Annotated in this window: 14 protein-coding genes; 4 read left to right on the top strand and 10 right to left on the bottom strand. The window is 50.0% G+C overall.

Annotated elements, in window-relative coordinates; genetic code table 11:
* Positions 1-9: 9 nt before the first annotated feature.
* From H6F93_RS16685 to H6F93_RS16660, 6 genes are all read right to left on the bottom strand, one after another.
* Positions 10-1,977: an ABC-F family ATP-binding cassette domain-containing protein gene (locus H6F93_RS16685; RefSeq protein WP_190682872.1), complete on the bottom strand. Its 1,968-nt coding sequence runs from the start codon at positions 1,975-1,977 to the stop codon at positions 10-12.
* Between the two features lie 222 nt (positions 1,978-2,199).
* Complete coding sequence (locus H6F93_RS16680; protein WP_190682868.1) at positions 2,200-2,787, bottom strand: hypothetical protein; 588 nt, start codon at positions 2,785-2,787, stop codon at positions 2,200-2,202.
* 413 nt (positions 2,788-3,200) lie between these two features.
* Positions 3,201-3,530 (bottom strand): DUF5615 family PIN-like protein, encoded by a 330-nt coding sequence (locus tag H6F93_RS16675; RefSeq protein ID WP_190682865.1) that lies wholly within the window; start codon positions 3,528-3,530, stop codon positions 3,201-3,203.
* Complete coding sequence (locus H6F93_RS16670; RefSeq protein WP_190682862.1) at positions 3,514-3,738, bottom strand: DUF433 domain-containing protein; 225 nt, start codon at positions 3,736-3,738, stop codon at positions 3,514-3,516. The genes H6F93_RS16675 and H6F93_RS16670 overlap by 17 nt, the downstream gene beginning before the upstream one ends.
* A gap of 449 nt (positions 3,739-4,187) precedes the next feature.
* Positions 4,188-4,811 (bottom strand): hypothetical protein, encoded by a 624-nt coding sequence (locus tag H6F93_RS16665; protein WP_190682860.1) that lies wholly within the window; start codon positions 4,809-4,811, stop codon positions 4,188-4,190.
* A 722-nt stretch (positions 4,812-5,533) separates the two neighbouring features.
* The gene (locus tag H6F93_RS16660; RefSeq protein ID WP_190682857.1) at positions 5,534-9,553 is read right to left on the bottom strand and encodes a TIR domain-containing protein; all 4,020 of its coding nucleotides are present in this window, start codon (positions 9,551-9,553) and stop codon (positions 5,534-5,536) included.
* A 284-nt stretch (positions 9,554-9,837) separates the two neighbouring features.
* Between H6F93_RS16660 and H6F93_RS16655 the strand changes: the two genes are divergently transcribed.
* From H6F93_RS16655 to H6F93_RS16645, 3 genes are all read left to right on the top strand, one after another.
* Positions 9,838-10,530 carry a MotA/TolQ/ExbB proton channel family protein gene (locus H6F93_RS16655; RefSeq protein ID WP_190682854.1) on the top strand — a complete coding sequence of 231 codons (693 nt, stop codon included), beginning with the start codon at positions 9,838-9,840 and terminating at the stop codon, positions 10,528-10,530.
* Between the two features lie 164 nt (positions 10,531-10,694).
* Positions 10,695-11,312 (top strand): ExbD/TolR family protein, encoded by a 618-nt coding sequence (locus H6F93_RS16650; RefSeq protein WP_190682851.1) that lies wholly within the window; start codon positions 10,695-10,697, stop codon positions 11,310-11,312.
* A gap of 201 nt (positions 11,313-11,513) precedes the next feature.
* Positions 11,514-11,891 (top strand): phage holin family protein, encoded by a 378-nt coding sequence (locus tag H6F93_RS16645; RefSeq protein WP_190645851.1) that lies wholly within the window; start codon positions 11,514-11,516, stop codon positions 11,889-11,891.
* Positions 11,892-12,032: 141 nt separating this feature from the next.
* On the opposite strand, the gene H6F93_RS16640 is transcribed toward H6F93_RS16645, so the two are convergent.
* Both H6F93_RS16640 and H6F93_RS16635 read right to left on the bottom strand, forming a co-directional pair.
* Positions 12,033-13,850, bottom strand: a complete 1,818-nt coding sequence (locus H6F93_RS16640) for an aspartate kinase (protein WP_190682848.1) — start codon at positions 13,848-13,850, stop codon at positions 12,033-12,035.
* Between the two features lie 141 nt (positions 13,851-13,991).
* Positions 13,992-16,541 carry an endonuclease MutS2 gene (locus tag H6F93_RS16635; RefSeq protein ID WP_190682845.1) on the bottom strand — a complete coding sequence of 850 codons (2,550 nt, stop codon included), beginning with the start codon at positions 16,539-16,541 and terminating at the stop codon, positions 13,992-13,994.
* Between the two features lie 124 nt (positions 16,542-16,665).
* Between H6F93_RS16635 and H6F93_RS16630 the strand changes: the two genes are divergently transcribed.
* Positions 16,666-17,793, top strand: coding sequence for a trypsin-like serine protease (locus H6F93_RS16630; protein WP_190682842.1), 1,128 nt, complete (start codon positions 16,666-16,668; stop codon positions 17,791-17,793).
* A 361-nt stretch (positions 17,794-18,154) separates the two neighbouring features.
* Here the strand turns inward: H6F93_RS16630 and H6F93_RS16625 are convergent, their stop codons facing one another.
* Together H6F93_RS16625 and H6F93_RS16620 are read right to left on the bottom strand one after the other, a co-directional pair.
* On the bottom strand, positions 18,155-18,400 hold the full coding sequence (locus H6F93_RS16625) for a hypothetical protein (protein WP_190682839.1): 246 nt from the start codon (positions 18,398-18,400) through the stop codon (positions 18,155-18,157).
* A gap of 103 nt (positions 18,401-18,503) precedes the next feature.
* Positions 18,504-20,102: an adenylate/guanylate cyclase domain-containing protein gene (locus H6F93_RS16620; protein WP_242042607.1), complete on the bottom strand. Its 1,599-nt coding sequence runs from the start codon at positions 20,100-20,102 to the stop codon at positions 18,504-18,506.
* Positions 20,103-20,438 lie beyond the last annotated feature (336 nt).

Raw genomic sequence — 20,438 nt, 5'->3', positions numbered from 1 at the left:
TAAAGTTTGTCAATCCACTAGTTCTGCCAGTTCCAGCCAGCGCTCGGTAGCGGAATCGATCGTCTGGGTTAACTCTGCCAATCGTTCTGATAACTGCTGCACCTGCGTAAAGCCTGCTGGAGGATTGTGGTAAAGCGTCTTTTCGACCTCTATTTTTTCCGCTTCCAGTTTGGGAATTTCAGTTTCTAGCTGCTCAAATTCGCGCTTTTCTTTGTAGGAAAGTTTGCGGGGTTTGGTGAGATTTTGAGTTTTGGGTTTTGAGCTTTCGGTTGAATCGACAGGAGAATCTGCAATCTGCTTCTGGGCAGGAGCGGATTTGGAAGACTTAGAATTGCTAGCTTCGGTTTGTGCGGCGGATTCCTCTTCTGCTTTTTTGAAGTCAAGGTAGACCGAGTAGTTGCCAGGATATTGGCGAATGTTGCCGCCTGGTTCCAGGGCAAAGATCGTGTCTACGGTGCGATCGAGGAAGTAGCGATCGTGAGAAACGACAATAACGCAGCCGTTAAAGTCTTCCAGGTAGTCTTCCAGGACTGCCAGCGTTTGTACATCCAGATCATTCGTCGGCTCGTCCAGAATCAGCACATTAGGCGCACTCATCAGTACCCGCATCAGGAACAGCCGCCGCTTTTCGCCACCCGATAATTTGTGAATGGGTGCGTACTGCTGATTCCCAGGAAACAGGAATCGCTCCAGCATTTGAGAGGCGCTAATCTGAGTCCCATCAGCAGTTTGGATGAATTCACCTACTTCTTTAATGTAGTCAATCACCCGCTGGTTTTCGTTGAGAGCGGTGAGAAGCGCTTCGGAGTGCTGGTCAAAGTAGCCAATGTGAATCGTGGAGCCAATTTCTACCGTACCGGAGTCGGGCTTCACCCGTCCAGTAATGATATCCATCAGGGTTGATTTGCCTGCGCCGTTGCCGCCAATGATGCCAATGCGGTCTTCAGGGTTGAAGTAATAGGTGAAATTGTGAATCAGGGTGCGATCGCCATACGCCTTACTAACCTGCTCTAGCTCAATCACCTTCTTACCAATTCGCCGACCAGGAGTGGCAATATCTACTTTGCCCTGCACTTGCTTGAATTCCTGCGCCTGCATGTCACGAATCCGCTCGATGCGCGCCTTTTGCTTGGTGCTGCGGGCTTTGGGGCCACGCTTTAGCCATTCCAACTCGCGCCGCAATACACCCTGATGTTTGCGCTGAGAACTGACGGCAGATTCCTCAGACAGCGACTTTTTCTCCAAGTAGTAGGAATAGTTGCCGGAATAGCCGTAGAGGTCGCCCCGGTCAATTTCAATAATGCGGTTGGTGACGCGATCGAGAAAGTAGCGATCGTGGGTAATCAGCAGCAGTGCGCCCCGATAGCGGTTGAGGTAATCTTGCAGCCATTCGACCGATAGCGCATCCAGATGGTTGGTTGGCTCATCCATGAGCAGCACATCAGGATCAGCGAGTAGCGCGGTTGCCAGGGCAATTCGCTTGCGGTAGCCGCCCGATAAGTTGCTGATTCGCTCGTCAAAATCTTCAATCCCCAGCTTGGTCAGAATAATTTTGGCGTTGGTTTCCAGTTCCCAGGCTCCAGTAGACTCCATCTGGTGAGTCAGGTGTGAAAGCTGTGACATTAGCCTGTCAGCATCACCCTGTCCGTGTGCCAGCTTATGAGAAACCTCCTCATACTGCCGCACCATAGCCATCTGTTCGCCGCTGTCGGCAAAGACTTGCTCTAACACAGTGCGATTCTCGTCCAGGTCAGGCTGTTGAGGCAGGTAAACGATATTGACTCCAGAGTTAACCAACAATTGACCGCCATCAATGGGTTCTAATCCCGCGATCATCTTCAGCAGCGTGGATTTGCCAGAGCCATTGGTGCCAATCAGCCCTACTTTATCGGTGGCATCCAGACTGAAGCTGCCATCTTTGAGGATTTCCTTAATGCCAAAGTCTTTTTGGACAGACTGTAGGGTGAAGATACTCATGGGGGAGGGATGAGGGCGAAAGAGTAAAGGCGGAGGCAGTTTGTAGTATGGGTTACGCTACGCTAACCCATGCGGGCAGAGAGTTGAGGCACAAACCACAACCTAGCTCTGAGTGAAGGACTCGTCAGTTACCTAGTTTAACGTTGCAGTTGGATTGGCGATCGCATTTTGGATGGCTGCAAAGGCTAACTAAAAGGTCAGGTGAAAGGACTTGCTAAACGTTTACAAACCCGGCAACCTCTGGGCATATACAACTTTCTTGGTTCCCTTTAACTTTGCTAGTACAGGCTCTCCAAACTCTAATTCCTTAATTTGGCAGGGTGGATAAACACAACATTGTTGCTTCTGCGGATCAAATTTGACGAAGCACACCCAGGCATCGGGTTTGTCTAAAATTGGATCTCTTCTTTGCCGACTTGCTTGAAATGTCCAGGAAAGTCCAAATTTATTTGCTGATTCTTTTGTTTGGGTTTTTACGGCTAGATCAACTCCATCAACCCACAAATCAGAATTCCATGACTTCTGTTTACCCTGGTAGATTTCGTAGTCTGGACCTTCTATCGTCCTACCAAGCTGTTGAAGAATTTGTTTGACCGCCTCTTCTCCTACCTTACTCACATAGTGGTCATGCCGGATTTTTCTTAAATCACTTTGATTTGTGTCCATGTACACGCCGCGAGTGCCAACTGTAGGAGCAACTTTTTCTGAAAAGCTTTTGGCTCTCTCAAGAACATCATGACCTACTGAAACTTCAATAGGCTGTTTGAAGAAACGCATTGATTTTTTCCTCTCTTCTATGTTCTTGTTCAAAGAACATCTGCTTTTGCTGTGTGTCCTCAACGTTTAGCGATCGCACCTCTGGACGCAGCCAAATTAGCATTGCAAAGCAGCACACCTTGAATCTATGCATTAAAGAGTGCCCAGTTTAAAGCTACTTCTAATTCTTGTTTAACCAGAATTTCTAAATTTGCAGCCAAAGGTTAATTAGCGATCGCCTGTCTAATGGAGCCTTTCGTGGCGATCGTACTAACTGCATAACGGTGAAAGGCAGCAAACAATCTGGAAATGCCACCGACCATTTATCACTAGACTTTCATACACTGTGTACACGTCTCTTTTGACCGTGGTAGCTACGTTTAGTCCAGATGCTGCCCACTCAAACAATACAAACTTTCCTGCCAATCCCAAAAGCCACGCTATGTTGTGCTACCCCGCTTACTTAACTATCGAGAACCTCCAACTTCGATTACTTCTCCTGGCGTAATAGTATTCAGTACACTACGAACATCAGGTATCAGAGGTACTAAATCTGGCAACCTATTACTGCGTGCTATAAGAACAACGATAGCCACTCCAGCTTGTTGCAAGTTTTGTTGATAGCGCAAATTTTGATCTGCAGTAAGCAAAATTGTGAAGCTCTCTTGACTCATGAGCTGCAACAATTCGCCGTTCTTCTTGCCTGACCATCCCATCTCGACAACTGTGCATATTTCGCAATCAGCAAGTTCACGCTTTAGGGGTCGTGGCACACATTCATCAAGCAGGATTCGCATAGGCTGTCAGCATTTCCTTGGCGAGTTCAAGGGCTGCGATCGCCTGCTCACGTCTAACACTCGGAAAATGATCTAAGAATTCATCGAGTGGATCGCCCGCTTCGAGATAATCGAGCAACGTTTTCATCGGCACACGAGTTCCGACAAAAACAGGAGTTCCTCCCAAAATGTCAGGGTCACTATGAATAACACGCGCTGTGGTTGTCATATCAGTGTATCTGATAGCAGGAATCTCTTTGATCCTAGCCTACAACTAACTGCTAAAAATGCCCTTGAGAGGCGATCGCTCCAACACTAACCTTACCCACCTTCAAACATATATCACTGGTAATTAGAACAGTTGTTGGAACATACAAGTACCATAGAATGGTGCGTTTGCTTAACAGTAACGAACCCTACCACTGCGGTCTAACGTTGCCCATCACCCGCCGTAGATAACCTTTAAATTCCAACAGATAACTTCGACGGTCGGCGTGCATGGCGTTGTTAGACTACGATCGCTTGCTTTAAGCAATTTATAAGCATGGTGTGTTCTTAGAAATCTATCAGAGGAGTAATGGGAGTTACATTAGGGAACACACCCTGCGGCGATGGTGATTGCACTGATTTCGATGTAAACCGATTCAACCATATAGCCTAGCTACAGATAGCACGATTTCAATGATTACTACACGTTAGGATATTTAGGGATTCTGATGGAAGTTTTGCAATTGAATGCATATGAGTAATGGGGTGTTGAATAGGATAGGATTTGGCAGCTTGCTTTAGTAAATTCAATATTGTTCTTTCGTCAGCAGTGATAAACAATTCCGCGTTGCATTCGAGAGCAGATTCCATATGTTCAATATCGAATTCCTTTTTTCTTGGCTTAGTATTGTACAAATAAGCATCAGGAGCCAAGGATGTAGCAGCTTCTTCAAGCTTATCAGCATGTTTATATCCTTGTATGACAAGTAAATCGCGCAATGTCCCACCACAATTTCCGCCGCATATGAGAGAACCATCCGGCTTGTATGCGCCATCAGGTCTTGTTAATGGGATTGGAACTTTCTTTGCAAATGGAAGAACTTTCTCCTCAAGGTGTTCTGCGAACTGGGAACCAAGCTCATCTACTATTCTTTGATTAAAAACAAATTGTTTGCTGTCACTATTCAGCACCAAGTTGTATATCCGTTGAAAGGCTTCAGATTCTGCTTTTAGCTTAGGGGTTAGTTTTGAAGGCTGATCCAAGTGGCTAAACCAGTGCCGCCAAACACAAGTGTCAACAAATATGGTTTTCATGATATTCATCGAGCAAATTGAATTGAAGTTACGAATTCAACTCATAAGTAAAGGATTTATATTTACACATTTCAACGAGAGGTACAGTTCGGGCTAACAATTCGTTGTACTGAAATTTTCCGTATAACTCTCTACTCAGACTTTTATTCCCGAAAGTTTCTAGATAAGATGCCTTTCGATCGCATTACCCTGAAAGTTTCCGTATAATACCCGTTGCTCAACGAGTTACCTTGAAAGTTTCTGCATAATTTCGGCATTCGGTAGCGAGATTTGTTACACAAACAAAAGTGTGCTTGTTATAAACTATGAACTTCTCCTCTAGGCTTTTCGATCGCTTACTAGGCTGGGTCGCGTCGGAGGGGGTTACTCGTTAGATGGAGAGAAGAGGCGCGATCGCCCCTCTCTCCCCAAAAACAATCACCCTCCATTCTCTCCGTTCTCGTCTACACCACAAACACTTATGCTGACTTGATAAACGTAAGTTCTGATCTAATAAACGTAAGTTTTGATCTGGTTACTGCTTATGCTGACTTAAAGTCCGCTTAAGTGAATCTTATGAATGAAACTTCTGACTTGGTAACTGAAACTTCTGACTTGGTAACTGTAAGTCTCGACTTGGAGATCGCTTATGCTGACTTGAAGTCCGCTTAAGCAGATCTTATGAATGCAAGCCTTGACCAGATAACGATAGTTCTGAAATTTGGTGAATCGTTTGTTTAAGCCTATGAGCAGGTTTGGCGATCGCTCTCTTCTACATCGGGATTGTATTGCAAATAGTCTCTTAGCCAGTCGCAGCCTCGCGTTAGCAGTTGATCCAGAGTTTCTATGGGTTCAACGCGCCAGAGTTTAGTGATGCCATTTTCGCCACTGGCTGCCAAAGTTTTTCCATCGGGGCTAAAGCTGACGCTCCAGATCGCTCCCTGGTTGCCTTTAAATTCACCCATTTGATTGCCTGTTAAATCCCAAATGCGAGCAGTGCCGTCTTCTGCGCCCGTTGCTAAGAGTTTTCCATCGGGGCTAAAGCTGACGCTGTTGATCTGTCCCTGATGTCCGCTAAATTCAGCAATCTGGTTCCCTTCTAAGTCCCACAACCGCACGCGGTAATCTGCCCCAGCGGAGGCAACCGTTTTTCCATCGGGGCTAAAGCTGACGCTTAAGACTCGGCTTTGATGGTCAAGTTTAGCCAATGAGTTTCCTTGGAAATCCCATAAGGCTGCCATTTCATCGCCACCCGTTGCCAGGGTTTGTCCATCGGGGCTAATGCTGATGCTGTGGATCTCGCTGGGATCGGCTTGAAATTCGGGTAGTGGTTCGCCTGCACGATTCCACTGATACACTTTGCCATCTGCGCCAGCGGCGACGATTTGCTGTCCGTCTGGGCTAAAGCTGACAGCACGAATCCAATCCTGACTCCTCTCCAGAATGGCTAACTGGTTTCCCTGAAAATCCCACAGTCGTGTCGTAAAGTCGATGCCACCAGTTGCCAAAATTGGCTCTGTCGGACTGAATGCCAGGCTCAAGCTGCGGTTTTGGTTTGTGGGAAATTGACCAATTGATTCGCCTGTGGCATTCCACAATCGCACCATACCGTCGTCTCCTGTGGTGCCGATTTGTCCATCGGGGCTGAAGCGAACGCCGGTCGCCCGTTTCACATGTCTGCTCAGTGCCAAGGGCTGATTGCCAAGCTCCCACAGCCGCACGATACCGTCTTCGCCGCTGCTGATCAGGCGATTTCCATCAGGGCTGAAGCGAACGTCATAGACGCGACCCTGATGCCCACTCAGTTCAGCAAGCTGTCTGCGATCGCCCAAACTCCACAGACGAATGGTGCTGTCTTGTCCGCTGGTGACAAGTTGCCGTCCATCCGGGCTAAAGTCCGTGCTGTAGACCCAGCCGTTGTGTCCTCGCAGTTCACCCAGCAGATTGCCGTCCAGATTCCATAGACGAGCGGTGCCGTCCTGGGCACTGGTGGCAATTTGCTCACCGTCGGGACTAAAGCTGATGCTATAAACCAGGTCTTCGTGCCCGGTGAGGCGAACTCTGCGTGAGGGGGAAGTGCCGCTTAAATCCCAAAGGAAGGCAGTACCACCTAATCCACTGACTGCGAGAAGCTGACCGTCGGGGCTAAAGCTGATGTCTTCGATCCAGCTTCCGTCAATCGCCTTGAATTGAGTGATGAACGTGATGCGATCGCCCTCTAGCCTCCACAGTTTGACCGTCCCGTCTTCTCCACCCGTTGCCAGTTGGTTTCCGTTGGGGCTGAAGCTGAGGCTCCAAATTTTGGTTTGATTGGTTGGCACTTTAGCAACTTGATTGCCTTTGAGATCCCACAGGCGCAGCGTGCTGGACTGATCGCCTATAGCAATTCGCCATCCGTTGGGGCTAAAGCTAAGGCTTCTAATTAATCCCCCGTGCCCTCCAAGCTGCACTAATGGTTCACCTGTAGCACGCCACAGGTTGGCAATTCCAGAACCGCTGGTAAGCAACTGTTGACCATCGGGGCTGAAGCTGATGCTGTAAACTCTGCTGACTCGTCCTACTAGTCGATTGTGTTCGCGAATGCCAGAGACGATGCGCTGTAAGCTGCCCCTAACCTGATCATGAAGTTGGGCATCGGGTGCGTCGAGTTGCTGGAGCTTGCGAGCGGCTTGCAAACTGGCAATTAGCGCTTCCAAACTTTGGTTTGAGCTAAATAAAAGCTGAGAAGAGGCACTCAGCGTATGGATTTGAGCAACCTGAGCCGCATTTTCGGCATTCCAGGCTTCTATCTGATTCAATACCGCAGCAATGCTGACTCCCAGCAAGGCAACTCCGCCAATTAGCGCCCCGACAGTGGTTCTCTGTGCCGTTTTGCGAAGTGCCCGCTCTTGCTCCAGTTCTCGCTTTTGCCGTTCCTGCTCCTGTTGAATCAGGCGATCGCTTGACTCAGCACTGGCAATAATAAATTCCTCCTGTAATGCAGTAGGGGCTGGCTGCTTTTGCTGATGTTGGGCTTGCTGGAGCCATCCTTTTGCCAGCATCAGCTCACTGCCACGCAGCAACAAATCAGGGTTTTTGTGGTCGTGCTGCCATTCCAATGCTTGCAGTGACCATTTAGTATGGCTCTGAACGTAAATGCGATCGGTATCCAGCACTCTCACCAACTCACTAAAGTTGGCATAAAAGTCGCCAACATAGCGATTAAAGTCAATCCACTGAATGCTAGCTAGGGCGGGATGCAGGTCTTGAACGGTAACTGGGCGATGCAGCACCGTGACAATTCGCTTATTGAGCTTCTGGGCGTATTCCACCTCATCTTTGCAGTAGGGCGAATAGATCGAACTGGGGGAAATGATGAACAGGAAATTGTCAGAACTTTCGATGCCGCGATAGATTTCCTGCTGAAATTCTGTGCCAGAGGCAATGCTTTCCTGGTCAAACCAGGTGGTTTTGCCCTGGACTTGCAGCGCATCATTCAATTTACGCGCCAGGTCAGAATCGGCTCGTGAGTAAGAAACAAACACCTCCAGAGCAGCTTCGGGTGGTTGATTCAGGCTTGCGGCAATGAATTCTGCTTGTAGTGGGGTTGGCGTATGGTGCGATCGCTGCTTTGCTAGCTTCAGCCAGGTTTCGTAGTGTTGCAGGTTATAGCCGCGCAACAGAATGCTGGAATTGCGGTTTTGTCGCTGCCATTTCAGGGCTTTGACCAGCAAAATTTTGTGCTGCTCATAATAGTGAGCATCTTGATGCAAGACGTTGAGGAGTTTGGCGATCGCCGCTTCATATTGCGCTGCATCTTGATAAGCTCTGAAATCAATACAAGTAAAGCGCTGGAGTGCCGCCAATGCTTTTGGCTGAGTTGGCGGCTGAACCAGCAGGGCAATAATTCGCTTTTGATCAGCAAAAGCTTGTTTCACTGCTTGCTGACAAGCCTTAGACATCAGTGAGCTTGGCGACACTAAGTAGATTAAATTATTCGCCTGCTCAACTCCTTGTTGAATGCTCGCCTCAACCGCAGCACTCATTTCACCTTCAACGGAATGAGTCCGAATGGTAATGCCCTGTCGCATCAAAGTTTTGCTGATTTGCGTCATCGCGTCTCGATCAGCCGCCGCATAGCTGATAAAAACTTGAGTCATCAAATTGTCAGCATTTTTAGTGCTTTCGCAAATGAATTCACAGTGTAAATCGGACGGTTCACACGGAGCTTGCTCTCCTTGAAACTGCTTCCTCAACCAGTTTTCTGCCTGAATCCGCTCCTGCCCAATTAACAAACAGCGAGTTTGTTTCTGATGCTTTTCCCACTCCAGCGCTTGGCTCAAAATCCAGGTGTGCTGTTTCACATAGTCTGCATGGCTTTGCAGCACATTCAGCAGCTCAGCAAATGAAGTTTCAAAGTTATCAATTCCTTCCTGAAACCAGATCCAGTTGAGCTTACGAATGATCGGATGGGTCAGATGCAGGAAGTCATCCGCTTTGACGTGCAGCAGTGGAATGATTCGTTTGCGATATTGCACCGCATGTTGAATTTCGCGCAAACAATAGACAGATTGAACAGAATGCGGAGCAATGATGAAAATGAAGTTGTGTGCTTTCTCAATACCGTCGTTGATTTGATTTTGAAAATCTACGCTCGGCGGAATGTCGTGCTGATCTAGCCAAACTTCCAAGCCACATTCAACTAATCGGTCGTGGAGCTTCGTAGCAAATTGTGTGCTGTCAGCCCGCCCATAAGAAATAAATGCGTCCTGAAAATCTTTCATAGGGCAGTCGGTGAGAGCGATTCATCATGATATCAAGAGCGCATGGGGCGATCGTCAAATGACAAAAATTTTTACTGGTTTCTCAACTCAAACACGGAATCGACGAGAAACCCAGGTCCAACCCAGATGAAATTCTTTTAGCTGAACCTTTTCGCCGAAATTAGGGTCTAAACTTTTCGGAGGTCAAACTTTTATTGCGTATGAAGGTTAAGTCTCTAGAATTGAGATGCCCTGCTTTCTGGCAAAATTGGGCTGGGAACGAGAAACGGAGGTAGAACGAGGCTGTGAATATTCCTGAGCTATTTGCTAGGGGCGGTCCCGCAATGTGGCCCCTGCTGCTGCTATCAGTTTTGGCACTGAGCACCATCATTGAGCGGATTTGGTTTTGGTCAAAGACTTTGAGCCGTGAGCGTGAAATCGCAGGACGGGTGATGGAAGCGGCACGGCGCGAGTGGGGAGACGCAACCGAAATCGCCAGAAAGTCGAACGATAAACCGATTGGACGGTTTCTCTACTCAGCCCTGGAGCTAAACAACCCAGATCCAGAAGTGTTTCAGCTTGCTCTGGAATCTAGCGCCGATGAAGAATTGGCAGCGATGCGCCGAGGCGACAAGATTTTAGAAGCCGTGATTGCCATCTCGCCGCTATTAGGGCTATTAGGAACGGTGCTGGGTCTAATCAATTCGCTAGGTTCCATTCGTCTAGGCGATCTGGGTACGGCTTCAACGGCAGGAGTGACGCTGGGGATCGCAGAGGCACTAATTACCACTGCCGCAGGATTGATTATTGCGATCGCGAGTCTTGCCTTTTATCGCGTCTTTCAGGGATTGGTGTTTGGACAGGCAAAACTGTTCCGGCAGTCCGGCAATGAGCTAGAGCTGATCTATCGAAAAAACTGGGCACTGCGGCATAATCCTCTGCCAAGACCCATCAATCCTGATGTCCCACCTGATCTAAGAGGCGGCAGTGGGCTTTAATCAAGAACCACGTTTTAATCAAGAACCAATGTAGGGTGTGTTAGCGCTAGCGTAATGCATCGTTGCTATAAGTGATGCGTTAGACGACCAGTCGTAACGCATCCTACGGTTCCTTTAAGAAGTGCAGATCTAGGCGTTTGATTTTTAGTTGTTTAGCGATCGCCATGAAGATTAATTTAGATTCCCCAGCAGAAGAAGTGCGGATTGAGATTATTCCGCTGATTGACGTAATTTTCTGCATTCTGACGTTTTTTATTCTGGCAGCGGTGGGTTTAACCCGGCAGGCTGCCATTGGCGTGGATTTGCCGTCTGCCTCGACGGGTACGCCGCAGATGCGCGAAATGCTGATCGTTAGTATTGACCCGATTGGACAGGTCTATGTCGAGCAACAGCCCGTCACGCAAGACCAGCTTTTGGGGGTGATTTTGAACTATCAGCAAACTAGTCCAGACGGGTTGATGGTGCTCTATGCATCGCGAGAAGCCCGTTACAACGATGTGGTTGGTGTAATTGATCTGCTGCGTTCGGTCGGGGGCGATCGCGTAGCCCTGGCAACCCTGCCAGAATCTGCAGCCGATACTGCAGTTCCCGGATTGGTTCCCGACCCGGGAGCTATTCCCAATGACCCCTTTGGACAGCCTGGATTGGGCGCACCGGGTACGACCGATCCGCTTGCTCCAAATCAAGACCTATTCCCAGGGTTGGAACCTTTTCCCAGCGCTCCTGATGGTTCGGGTTCCCTGGAACCTGCTCCCTCTACGCCGCAGCCTGCTACTCCATAACAGGTAGTCTTCTGGATTCCTACGCTCCTGCTTAGCAGCGAGGAGTCGAACCGCTGTTTGAAGAAATTCGTGCAAATAGCATGTCTATTTACTGAATCAGGGATAATGAGGGCGGATTTTGGGTCAATCAATTGACTTTGACTCAAAAATTGCCTTTTTTATCAGCTTCAGGCAAATCAAGTTAGATGAGGAGTCCTTACCATGCCTTGGATTGTTGGAGTTTTAATTATTTGGTTAGTTACTGCGGCTAGTTTGTACATTATTTCTAAACTACCTTTTGTGGGAGTAGAAATTTCTAGCCCTCAAAAAGCTCTTACTTCAGCAGCAGTTTTTGGTGTATTGAATGCTTTTTTGGGGCCAATTCTAAGGTTTCTAGCTTTTCCAATTACGTTTCTAACGCTAGGTCTGTTTGCGATTATCGTTAACGCAATTATTTTTGGGTTAGCAGCTTATCTTGTCCGGGGTTTTCGACTAGAAAAAGGATTTTTGAGTGCTATCTTGGGCGCAATTTTGCTAGGTCTAATCAATTCCTTAATTATTCAAATCCTGGCTAGAGCAGGTTTACAACTCGTAGCTTAAATCCTTGTGAGGGCGTAGCATTCGGGCAAAATTTTTCGGTCTATCCAGAGTCTACCTGCCGAATGCTGCGCCCCTACAGTGATGTAGGTTGGGTGAAACGCGGCGGAACCCAACGCTTTAGGATTGCTGCGCTACTGCAAATCAGGCGGGAATTTGGATCTTTTCTTGACCCGAAAGTCCAAAGGCAGCGTGAACTGCCTGGAGCGCTTTCACACCATCGGTTTCAGCTACGACGCAGCTAATCTTGATTTCCGAGGTGGCAATCATCTGAATGTTGATTTGCTGATGGGCGATCGCCTCAAACATGCGGGCAGCAATGCCGGGTCGTCCTACCATGCCAATGCCAACAATGCTGACTTTGGCGATCGCCCAGTCCACAGTGACTTCTCCACAGCCTAATTCTGGGGCGGCTTCCTGAAGCACTTTTTGGGCGGCGATCGCATCCATTTGCGCCACTGTAAAGGCAATGTCTCGCGTGGTCATACCGTTGATCAAACGACAACGCTGAGACTGAATGATCATGTCAACGCTGACATTGTGGTTTGCCAGCAGTTGGAAAATTTTCGCCGCCATACCAGGGCGATCGGGCACATGGCGAATCGCTAATCTTGCTTGATTCACATCGAGTGCTGCTCCCCGAACCGGCAATTCGCTGCTGTCGCTTACTTGAGGCGAAACGGAATCTAACCGCACCGGAGAACTGGCAATACTAAATACCTTGCACAGGGCGGCGATCGCCCGGTCACAATCTTCGGCAGCGATCGCACAGCTTACTTTCACCTCAGAAGTGGAGATCATTTGAATATTGATCCCCGCTGCCGCTAGGGTGGAAAACATTTGAGCCGCAACTCCTGGTCGTCCGATCATGCCTGCTCCGGCAATGCTGACCTTAGCAATTTTGCGTTCGACCATGACCTCGGCTTCATCCAGGGCAGTGGCTTCTCCTCGCAGGGCAGGGGCGATCGCCGCTGCAACGGCTTCAGCTCGATTGAGCGAATGTTTGGTGACGGTGAAGGCAATGTCGTTGCTGTTGCCCTCATGGATGGATTGAATAATCAGGTCAACGTCGAGATCCTGCACTGCGATTTCGCCAAACAGCCGGGCAGCAACACCGGGACGATCGGGAATTCGCAGCAGCGCCACCTTTGCCTGGTCTGTGTCGAATTCAACTGCATCAACGGGATGGGCAATTTCTAAACCTTCGAGCGATCGCAGTTGAGGAATGGGCGAAACCACACGAGTACCGGGATCATCCGTCCAGCTAGAGCGCACCACCAGCATTACGCCATAGTTTTTCGCAATCTCTACGGCACGGGGATGCAGCACCTTAGCACCGAGGCTGGCCAACTCCAGCATTTCGTCCGAGGTGATGTCAGTCATCAACTGCGCATCGGGCACAATTCGGGGATCAGCCGTCAAAATTCCCGGTACATCGGTGTAAATTTCGCAGGCATCTGCTTTCAGTGCTGCTGCTAAAGCAACAGCTGAAGTGTCGGAACCACCCCGTCCTAGCGTCGTGATCTCCAGGTCAGCCGTGCTGCTAACTCCCTGAAACCCTGCGACAACAACGACTCTTCCGTCCTTTAGATGTCGCTCAACCCGATCGGTTTGAATATTGAGAATCCGGGCGCGGGTATGTTCTGCTTCGGTGACAATGCCAACCTGTGCTCCCGTAAGGGAGATCGCAGGCTGTCCCAACTCCTGCAGCGCCATACTGAGTAGGGCGATCGTCACCTGCTCCCCGGTAGACAGCAGCATGTCCATCTCGCGCCGGCTGGGACTGGTCGAGATTTGGCTAGCCAGCTTGACCAAGCCATCGGTCGTTTTTCCCATTGCTGAAACGACGACTACAACCGAGTTTCCTGCCTGTACTGCTTTTGAAACTCGCTGTGCAACCGCCTGAATTCGTTCGACCGAGCCAACAGAAGTGCCGCCGTACTTTTGGACAATCAGTGCCATGATTATATTCTTTTGCCTACTTTTCCCTGACCTGAATGGTTGAAGCGCAACAGCTATTCAGAGTCAGAATCAGCTTTTCACCTAATCCTATAAACTTATACCGCTTTGTGAACCTGTCGCAATACGTAGTCAAAGGACCATTTACTGAATGTAAGCAATCGTTACCCCCGACCCGCCGTCTGTGCGTTCTGCTAATTCGTAGCGAGAAACCTGCGGGTGCTGTTTGAGGAATTCGTGAACCCCCTGGCGCAGTTTCCCGGTGCCGTGACCGTGAATGATCCACAGTGCTCCCGCTTCGGCAGAGGCGATCGCCCGTTCCAGCACCACTTCTGCATCCGCAACTCGGCTGCCACGAATATCTACTGTGTTACGAGAAGTGCGGACAGTTGGAGCGGGATCAGCAGGGGGTGGGGGTGGCGGTTCAGGGGCGGGTTTGGGCTTGGCAGGAAGTTCCGCTTTTTCGCCATTCAGCGATTCCACATCCGCTAGAGAAATGGTCATTTTCATCAACCCAAAGCGGACGCTGAGTTCACCGTCTTCATCGGGATTGGTTAGCACTTCTGCGGTTTGTCCAAGCCGAGGAATGCGGACGCGATCGCCTACCTGCGGCCGAAAGCCAGGTTTTGGCTTGGCAGGCTTTCGAGAGGGAAGCTGTTGTTGAGCAATCTGATTGAGCGATTCCGTTGCCTGCTGAGCATCCTGCGCCGTTGCCGGGCCACGTTGAAGCTGTCGGATCACTTGAGCAATCTCTGCCTTTGCCTGGGCGATCGCACTCTGCACTGCCTGCTCTTGCTGCTGCTGAAGGTCACGTTCCCGCTCTTTAAGCAAAGCTGCCTTGCGCGCTACTTCTGCGTGCAGCCGCTCTGCCTGCTGCAAAAGCTGGGCTGTTTCCTGCGCCTTTTGCTCTTGCTGTCGCCGCTGTGCCTCCAGCCCTGCAATCACCTGATTTACATCCTCGGATGCCTGTAGCCCCACCTGCCCCTGCGCCTGGTCGATAATTTCAGGCTTTAATCCTAGACGACGGGCGATCGCCAATGCATTTGAGCGACCGGGAATTCCCCACAGCAGGCGATAGGTGGGTGATAACGACACGTCATCAAACTCAACCGAGGCATTCTCAAATCGCTCGTCTTGATATTTCAGCGCCTTCAGTTCACCAAAGTGAGTGGTCGCAATTGTCAACTGAGCATGGTCTGCCAGATAGCGAAGCAAGGCGATCGCCAGGGCACTTCCCTCCGAAGGGTCGGTTCCGGCTCCGACTTCGTCGAGAAGAACCAGGGAGGAGGAAGGGGCTGCGGGTTGGGGGCTAGGGGCTAGGGGTTGAGGAGAAGGATTGTCTGCTTGCTCTTCCGTGCTCTGTTCTTGAATTTCTTCTGAGCCCTGCGCCTCAGTTGCTAATTCCTCTTCCCCTAGCCCCCAGCCCCTAGCCCCTAGCCCCTCTCCCTCCCCCTGCCCAATCGCCTCCAGAATCCGACTAATTCGCCGGATGTGCCCGGAGAAGGTGGAAAGGCTTTGTTCTAGAGACTGTTCGTCGCCGATGTCGGCAAGGATGTGGTCAAACCACGGAAGCTCTACGGGTTCACGGGCAGGGATAAACAAGCCCACTTTTGCCATGAGAACGGCAAGTCCCAGGGTCTTGAGGGTGACGGTTTTACCGCCCGTGTTAGGTCCGGTGATAGCGACGACGTGAATTTGTGGCTGAATCAACAAATCGATTGGAACCACAGGGGTTCCCTGTTCATGCTGGTTTTGCCAAACGAGCAGGGGATGGCGCAGTTGCCGCAGGGTGATTCTTTCGCCTGCGCTGCGGTCAATGAAGCGGGGCGGGTTTGCGCCTAGCCAGAGAGAATAGCGGGCGCGGGCAGTCGCCAGGTCGAGGATGGTGGCGATCGCCAGCAATCTTTCTAAATCAGGCTTTACGGCTGCGACCTGTTCCGTGAGAACTCGGCGCACTGCCTCTTCTTCCACCTGTTCTTGACGGGTTAATTGCCGTAGCTGGTTGCCCAGATTGACCACAGAATGGGGTTCAACGTAAAGCGTCAAACCGCTGGAAGATGTATCGTGAACAATGCCGGGGATCGCATCTTTTTGGGGGGCTTTCACCGGGATCACAAAGCGATCGCCCCGTTGCGTAATCACTGGCTCTTGCACAGCATTGGACTGCCGCTGAAGAATTCGCTGCAACATCTGATAGATGCGATCGCGCACCTGCCGAAGCTGTTCTCGAATGCCACCCAGTTTAGGACTGGCTCGATCGGCAACCTTGCCCCGATCGTCAATGCAGCGATGAATCTCCTGCTCTAGCTCTGGGTAGGTTCGTAGGTCCGACACAAGTTCCGTCAAAACGGGCAGGTCGGGTTGGCTATCGATGGTTCGGCGAAGCTGTCTTGCGCCTGCCAGAGTCGTGGCGATCGCCAGCAGTTCATCTCCTGACAAAACGCCCTGAAGCTGCGATCGCTCCAGTGCTTCACCAATGTCTTGAATGCCGTCAAACTTTAAGCCTGACGGTAAATTTTGCTCAATCTGGTAGGCTTCCTGGGTTTGCGCGAGTAACCCTAAACTTTCTGATAACGCTGCTGGAATTTGTAAGTGACGTGCTGCGGTTGCCCCTAGCTTGGTCGCTGCAAAAGTTGCCAGATGTTGACACAGACGCGACCATTCCAGTAATTCTAAAGTTTCAGCTTGAATCAAACCCCCGATCCCCGATTTCGTTTATCTTAAATTTTGCTTACAAAATTCGCCTATCTTTCCTGATTCTAGTCAAACCAACGGATGACTACAATATTGGGTAAGGGGACTAAAAATGCTGGTAAAAATGAACCTAAGAAACTCAGCGATCGCACTGACTGCGGCTACTCTCTCCACACTAGCAAGCGCAGAAGCAAGCAGGGCGATTGTCACAGCAACCAACAATCCCGACGCCCGCCTGGTGGAAGCGGGAGCTTACAGCGGCGTTGCGCGACTGTCTCTAACCAACGTTTCGGGAAATACAACCTCCTGTACAGGCTCTTTGCTGCGAGATGGGCTCCACCTTCTCACCGCCGCTCACTGCGTTACGGACGGCCGGGGCGATCGCGATATCGTCAGCGCTACTGCTAGCTTTACGGAACTGACCAACTCATTTAGCGTTGCCACTAATGGCTTCTTTATCCTTCCAGGCTGGCAGGGTGATCTTTTGAGCGGCAACGATCTGGCCATTCTTAAATTAAATCGACGGGTAGTCGGCGTAGATCGATACGGCATCTATCGCGACACTGACGAAGTCGGACAAATTTTTACCAAAGTTGGATACGGCAGGATTGGCACGGGCAATTTGGGCGAGAGGGCTGATTTGTTTGGCAGGGGCAAACTGTTCGGACAAAACCGATTTGATGCACGCGCCGAAGATTTTCCTAACCTGATTCCGAATTCAACGCCCGGAAGCCAGCTTCTATTTGATTTTGATAACGGTAGACCAGCGAACAACTTCTTCGCGGATAGTGACTTGGGCTTGGGCAGTCGTGAGGTAAATACAGCTCCGGGCGACTCAGGCAGTCCTGCTTTTATCGGCAAGTTGATTGCTGGAATCACGACCTACGGTGAGAGAGGAACTGGCAGCACAGACCTTGATGACACAGTCAACTCTAGCTTTGGTGAATATTCTAGTGAGACAAGGGTGTCTTCCTATCGGGGTTACATCGCTCGTGTCCTGGATGGAACCATTAATCCTTCTTACATTCCCGCATCTGTTTTAGCATCTGCTGCGACAGGTAGAGACGCTTCGGGAATCTCGCCGGTGGCTTTAGCAGACTCGCTAGATACGAACAGGGAAACGGATGAATCCAGCGCATCCGCTACCGTTCCAGAACCATCGTCCTTAATGAGCTTGCTTGCTGCTACCGTTTGGGGTGCCGTTTGTGTTTGGAAACGCAAACCCAAAGCCGGAAAGCAGTTGTCATTGTGAGGGATGAGAGCGATTGCCTCTTCGTTCTTATAAGTTTTTTTGGCGCATGTCCAGAAGCAGCGAATGTTCCTGAAGGGGTGTAGTATTCGGGCAAAAATAGTTGGTGTATTCCAAGATTTATTTGCCGAATGCTGCGCCTCTACCTCTGCTGGCTAACTTTGAGATTGTGGATTAAATAACTTGCATAGTAGCGCAGCAAATCTAAAGCGTTGGGTTTCGCGCTGCTCCACCCAACCTACAGATAGCAGAACCGTAGGTTGGGTGAAGCGCAGCGGAACCCAACATCTCAAGCTTGACATGCCAGTGGGTTGGGTGAAGCGCAGCGGAGCCCAACATTTGCAGCCTTTTGTGGAATACGAATTCAAGCGTTGAGTGCTATCACACTAAAATCCATATTCCATCGCGCCCGAATCAGGTTCTGCCCCAACAGAATCAGGTTTTGTCCCGATGAAATCGAGTTTTGGTATGACAAAACAAGGTTCCCTCGCGACAAAATAGGGGTTTGTCGTGCTGGAATTAGGTTTTGCTGTGCTGAAACAAGGTTTTGTCGCGTCAGAATCAGGTTTTGTCCTGATGGAAACAGGTTTTGTCGCGTCAGAGGTGACAATCCCTTCCAAAAGCAGCTTAGGTCTGCCCTAAAACAAAAATTTGGGGAGCTTTAGAAGGCTTCAAAATACACCTTAGATTTCAACCGCCCGCCCCCTAACCCCTCAATTCGCCTGCACTGTCGGCAACGGCACAGGCGCAGCCTTTCTGCCCGCCAGGATGTAGGTGTACATCTGTCCTTTGCCCTTGATGTGGACTTTGCCGCGTGATTTAAAGTGGTAGCGATCGCACAAGCATTCGTAAGTTGCTTCGGTGACTTGAATCTGTCCGGCAATGCCGTGAGACTCCATTCGACTGGCAACGTTGACAGTGTCACCCCAGAGGTCATAGATAAACTTTTTGGTGCCGATTACGCCTGCAATGACGGGACCCGTGTTGATGCCAATCCGCATACTGAAGGGCTTGTGGTGGCGCTTGCTAAATTGACGCATCTCGGACTGCATTGCTAGAGCCATATCGGCGATCGCCTCAGCGTGATTTTCCTGGGGAAACGGCAGTCCGCCCACCACCATGTAAGCATCGCCAATTGTCTTAATTTTTTCTAGCCCGTACTGCTCTGCAAGCTGATCAAACGCCGAAAAGATTTCGTTGAGCAACGCGACTAGCTCCTGGGGCGATAGCGTTGCCGAGAGCTTGGTGAAATTCACAATGTCCGCAAACAAGACCGTCGCTTCGGCAAAATTATCTGCAATGTTGCGATGGTTTTGCTTGAGCTGGTTGGCGATCGGCAGCGGCAAAATGTTGAGCAATAGCTGCTCTGACTTTTCTTTTTCTGCCTGCAACCACACCTTCATTTGTTCTCGCTCTGCCATCACCGCTGCTAGCGTCAGTGCTGTCAGCGCTGTCACACAAATGAACGCTTGCAGCGACTCAACAGGCTGCACTGCGGCATTCTCTCTCGCCGCGATGATAAACGGCCCCTTATTTTGAATCACTCCCCAAGTTGCGACGTTGGTGAGGATGGCAGTCGATAACGCTGCGCCCATTTGCCCAAAGCGCAACGCTCCCCAGATGATCAATGGAAATGATAAGGAAGCCATTGAGTAGGGTGCTAAGGGCGTTTCACTGGTGGGGCAAAAGATTAGCCAACTGGCTGTCGTGAGCAAACAGAGCCAGATGAAAGCTTCAGCACAGCGGCGAGGGTTTTTGGCGATCGCCGTCCACTGCCGACAGGTTAACAGCACAGGCATTAGCGTCAGGATGCCTGTGACATTGCCAATCCACCACTGAAACCAATTTCTGCCAAAGTTGGCCCAATCCATCAGCCCTGCCAGATCGATCGTCAGCATTCCCAGCGTGGCGCTGAGTGCAGACGGCAGAATGGTTGCCAGAGCAAACAAGGCGATCACGTCCTGCTGGCGCTGAAGGTCGTTGCGAAAGTCAACTCGCTTTAGCAGCGTTGCCCCAACCAGGGGTTGCACTGTGTTGTTGAGGGCGATCGCTGCTGCCAACAGCCAAGAGATTTCCTGGGATTGAAACAGCGAAAACAGGAACGAGCCAATTGCCACGCCTGGGTACAGTCTGCGCCCAAATAACAACAGGGCGGCTTGAGCCAAACCCGCAGGCAACCACAGCGGCCAAACCCGCATACCCTGTTGCTCAATTGGCACCATGAAAATCAGTTTAGTGATGCCAAACTGACACAGAGCCAGCACAGCCACCATGATCAGATAACGCCAAGTTCGATTTCGAATCAGAGGCATAGGGTGAGGTAAATGACGTTGGCTAATTCTGATAATTCTGATTGCTGATGCTTAAAGCTAAATTGACTGAAGCTAGAATTTTTGCCTGAAAAGAATTTCATCTGCCCAAAAATCAGGTTGATTTGCCAACGCAATCTATTCTTCTTTGAATATTTGGCTCTATCAGGCTAGCATCCAGTGTGTTTTCAAAATGATTTCAGTCCATGCCGTTCAAACGCCATAACTTTTCTAGTGGCTTTTGTTGTGAATGACGACCTGACCACTAAGATAGATAGTTAACTCAAGTAGGTAGCCACAATCAATATAAAAGCCGGGGGAGTGCCCCTTCGGGGCACT

It is taken from the genome of Leptolyngbya sp. FACHB-671, from assembly GCF_014695745.1.
Taxonomy (GTDB): Bacteria; Cyanobacteriota; Cyanobacteriia; order Elainellales; family Elainellaceae; genus JAAUTN01.
Note: the sequence above shows the minus strand (reverse complement) of the source record. Positions and strands in the feature narration are given on the sequence as shown.

What these genes read in the sequence shown, in the direction of transcription:
- H6F93_RS16685 (WP_190682872.1), bottom strand. Translation starts at nt 1,977, where the DNA reads ATGAGTATCTTCACCCTACAGTCTGTCCAAAAAGACTTTGGCATTAAG.
- H6F93_RS16640 (WP_190682848.1), bottom strand. Translation starts at nt 13,850, where the DNA reads ATGGCACTGATTGTCCAAAAGTACGGCGGCACTTCTGTTGGCTCGGTC.
- H6F93_RS16670 (WP_190682862.1), bottom strand. Translation starts at nt 3,738, where the DNA reads ATGACAACCACAGCGCGTGTTATTCATAGTGACCCTGACATTTTGGGA.
- H6F93_RS16620 (WP_242042607.1), bottom strand. Translation starts at nt 20,102, where the DNA reads ATGCCTCTGATTCGAAATCGAACTTGGCGTTATCTGATCATGGTGGCT.
- H6F93_RS16645 (WP_190645851.1), top strand. Translation starts at nt 11,514, where the DNA reads ATGCCTTGGATTGTTGGAGTTTTAATTATTTGGTTAGTTACTGCGGCT.
- H6F93_RS16660 (WP_190682857.1), bottom strand. Translation starts at nt 9,553, where the DNA reads ATGAAAGATTTTCAGGACGCATTTATTTCTTATGGGCGGGCTGACAGC.
- H6F93_RS16665 (WP_190682860.1), bottom strand. Translation starts at nt 4,811, where the DNA reads ATGAAAACCATATTTGTTGACACTTGTGTTTGGCGGCACTGGTTTAGC.
- H6F93_RS16675 (WP_190682865.1), bottom strand. Translation starts at nt 3,530, where the DNA reads ATGCGAATCCTGCTTGATGAATGTGTGCCACGACCCCTAAAGCGTGAA.
- H6F93_RS16650 (WP_190682851.1), top strand. Translation starts at nt 10,695, where the DNA reads ATGAAGATTAATTTAGATTCCCCAGCAGAAGAAGTGCGGATTGAGATT.
- H6F93_RS16630 (WP_190682842.1), top strand. Translation starts at nt 16,666, where the DNA reads ATGAACCTAAGAAACTCAGCGATCGCACTGACTGCGGCTACTCTCTCC.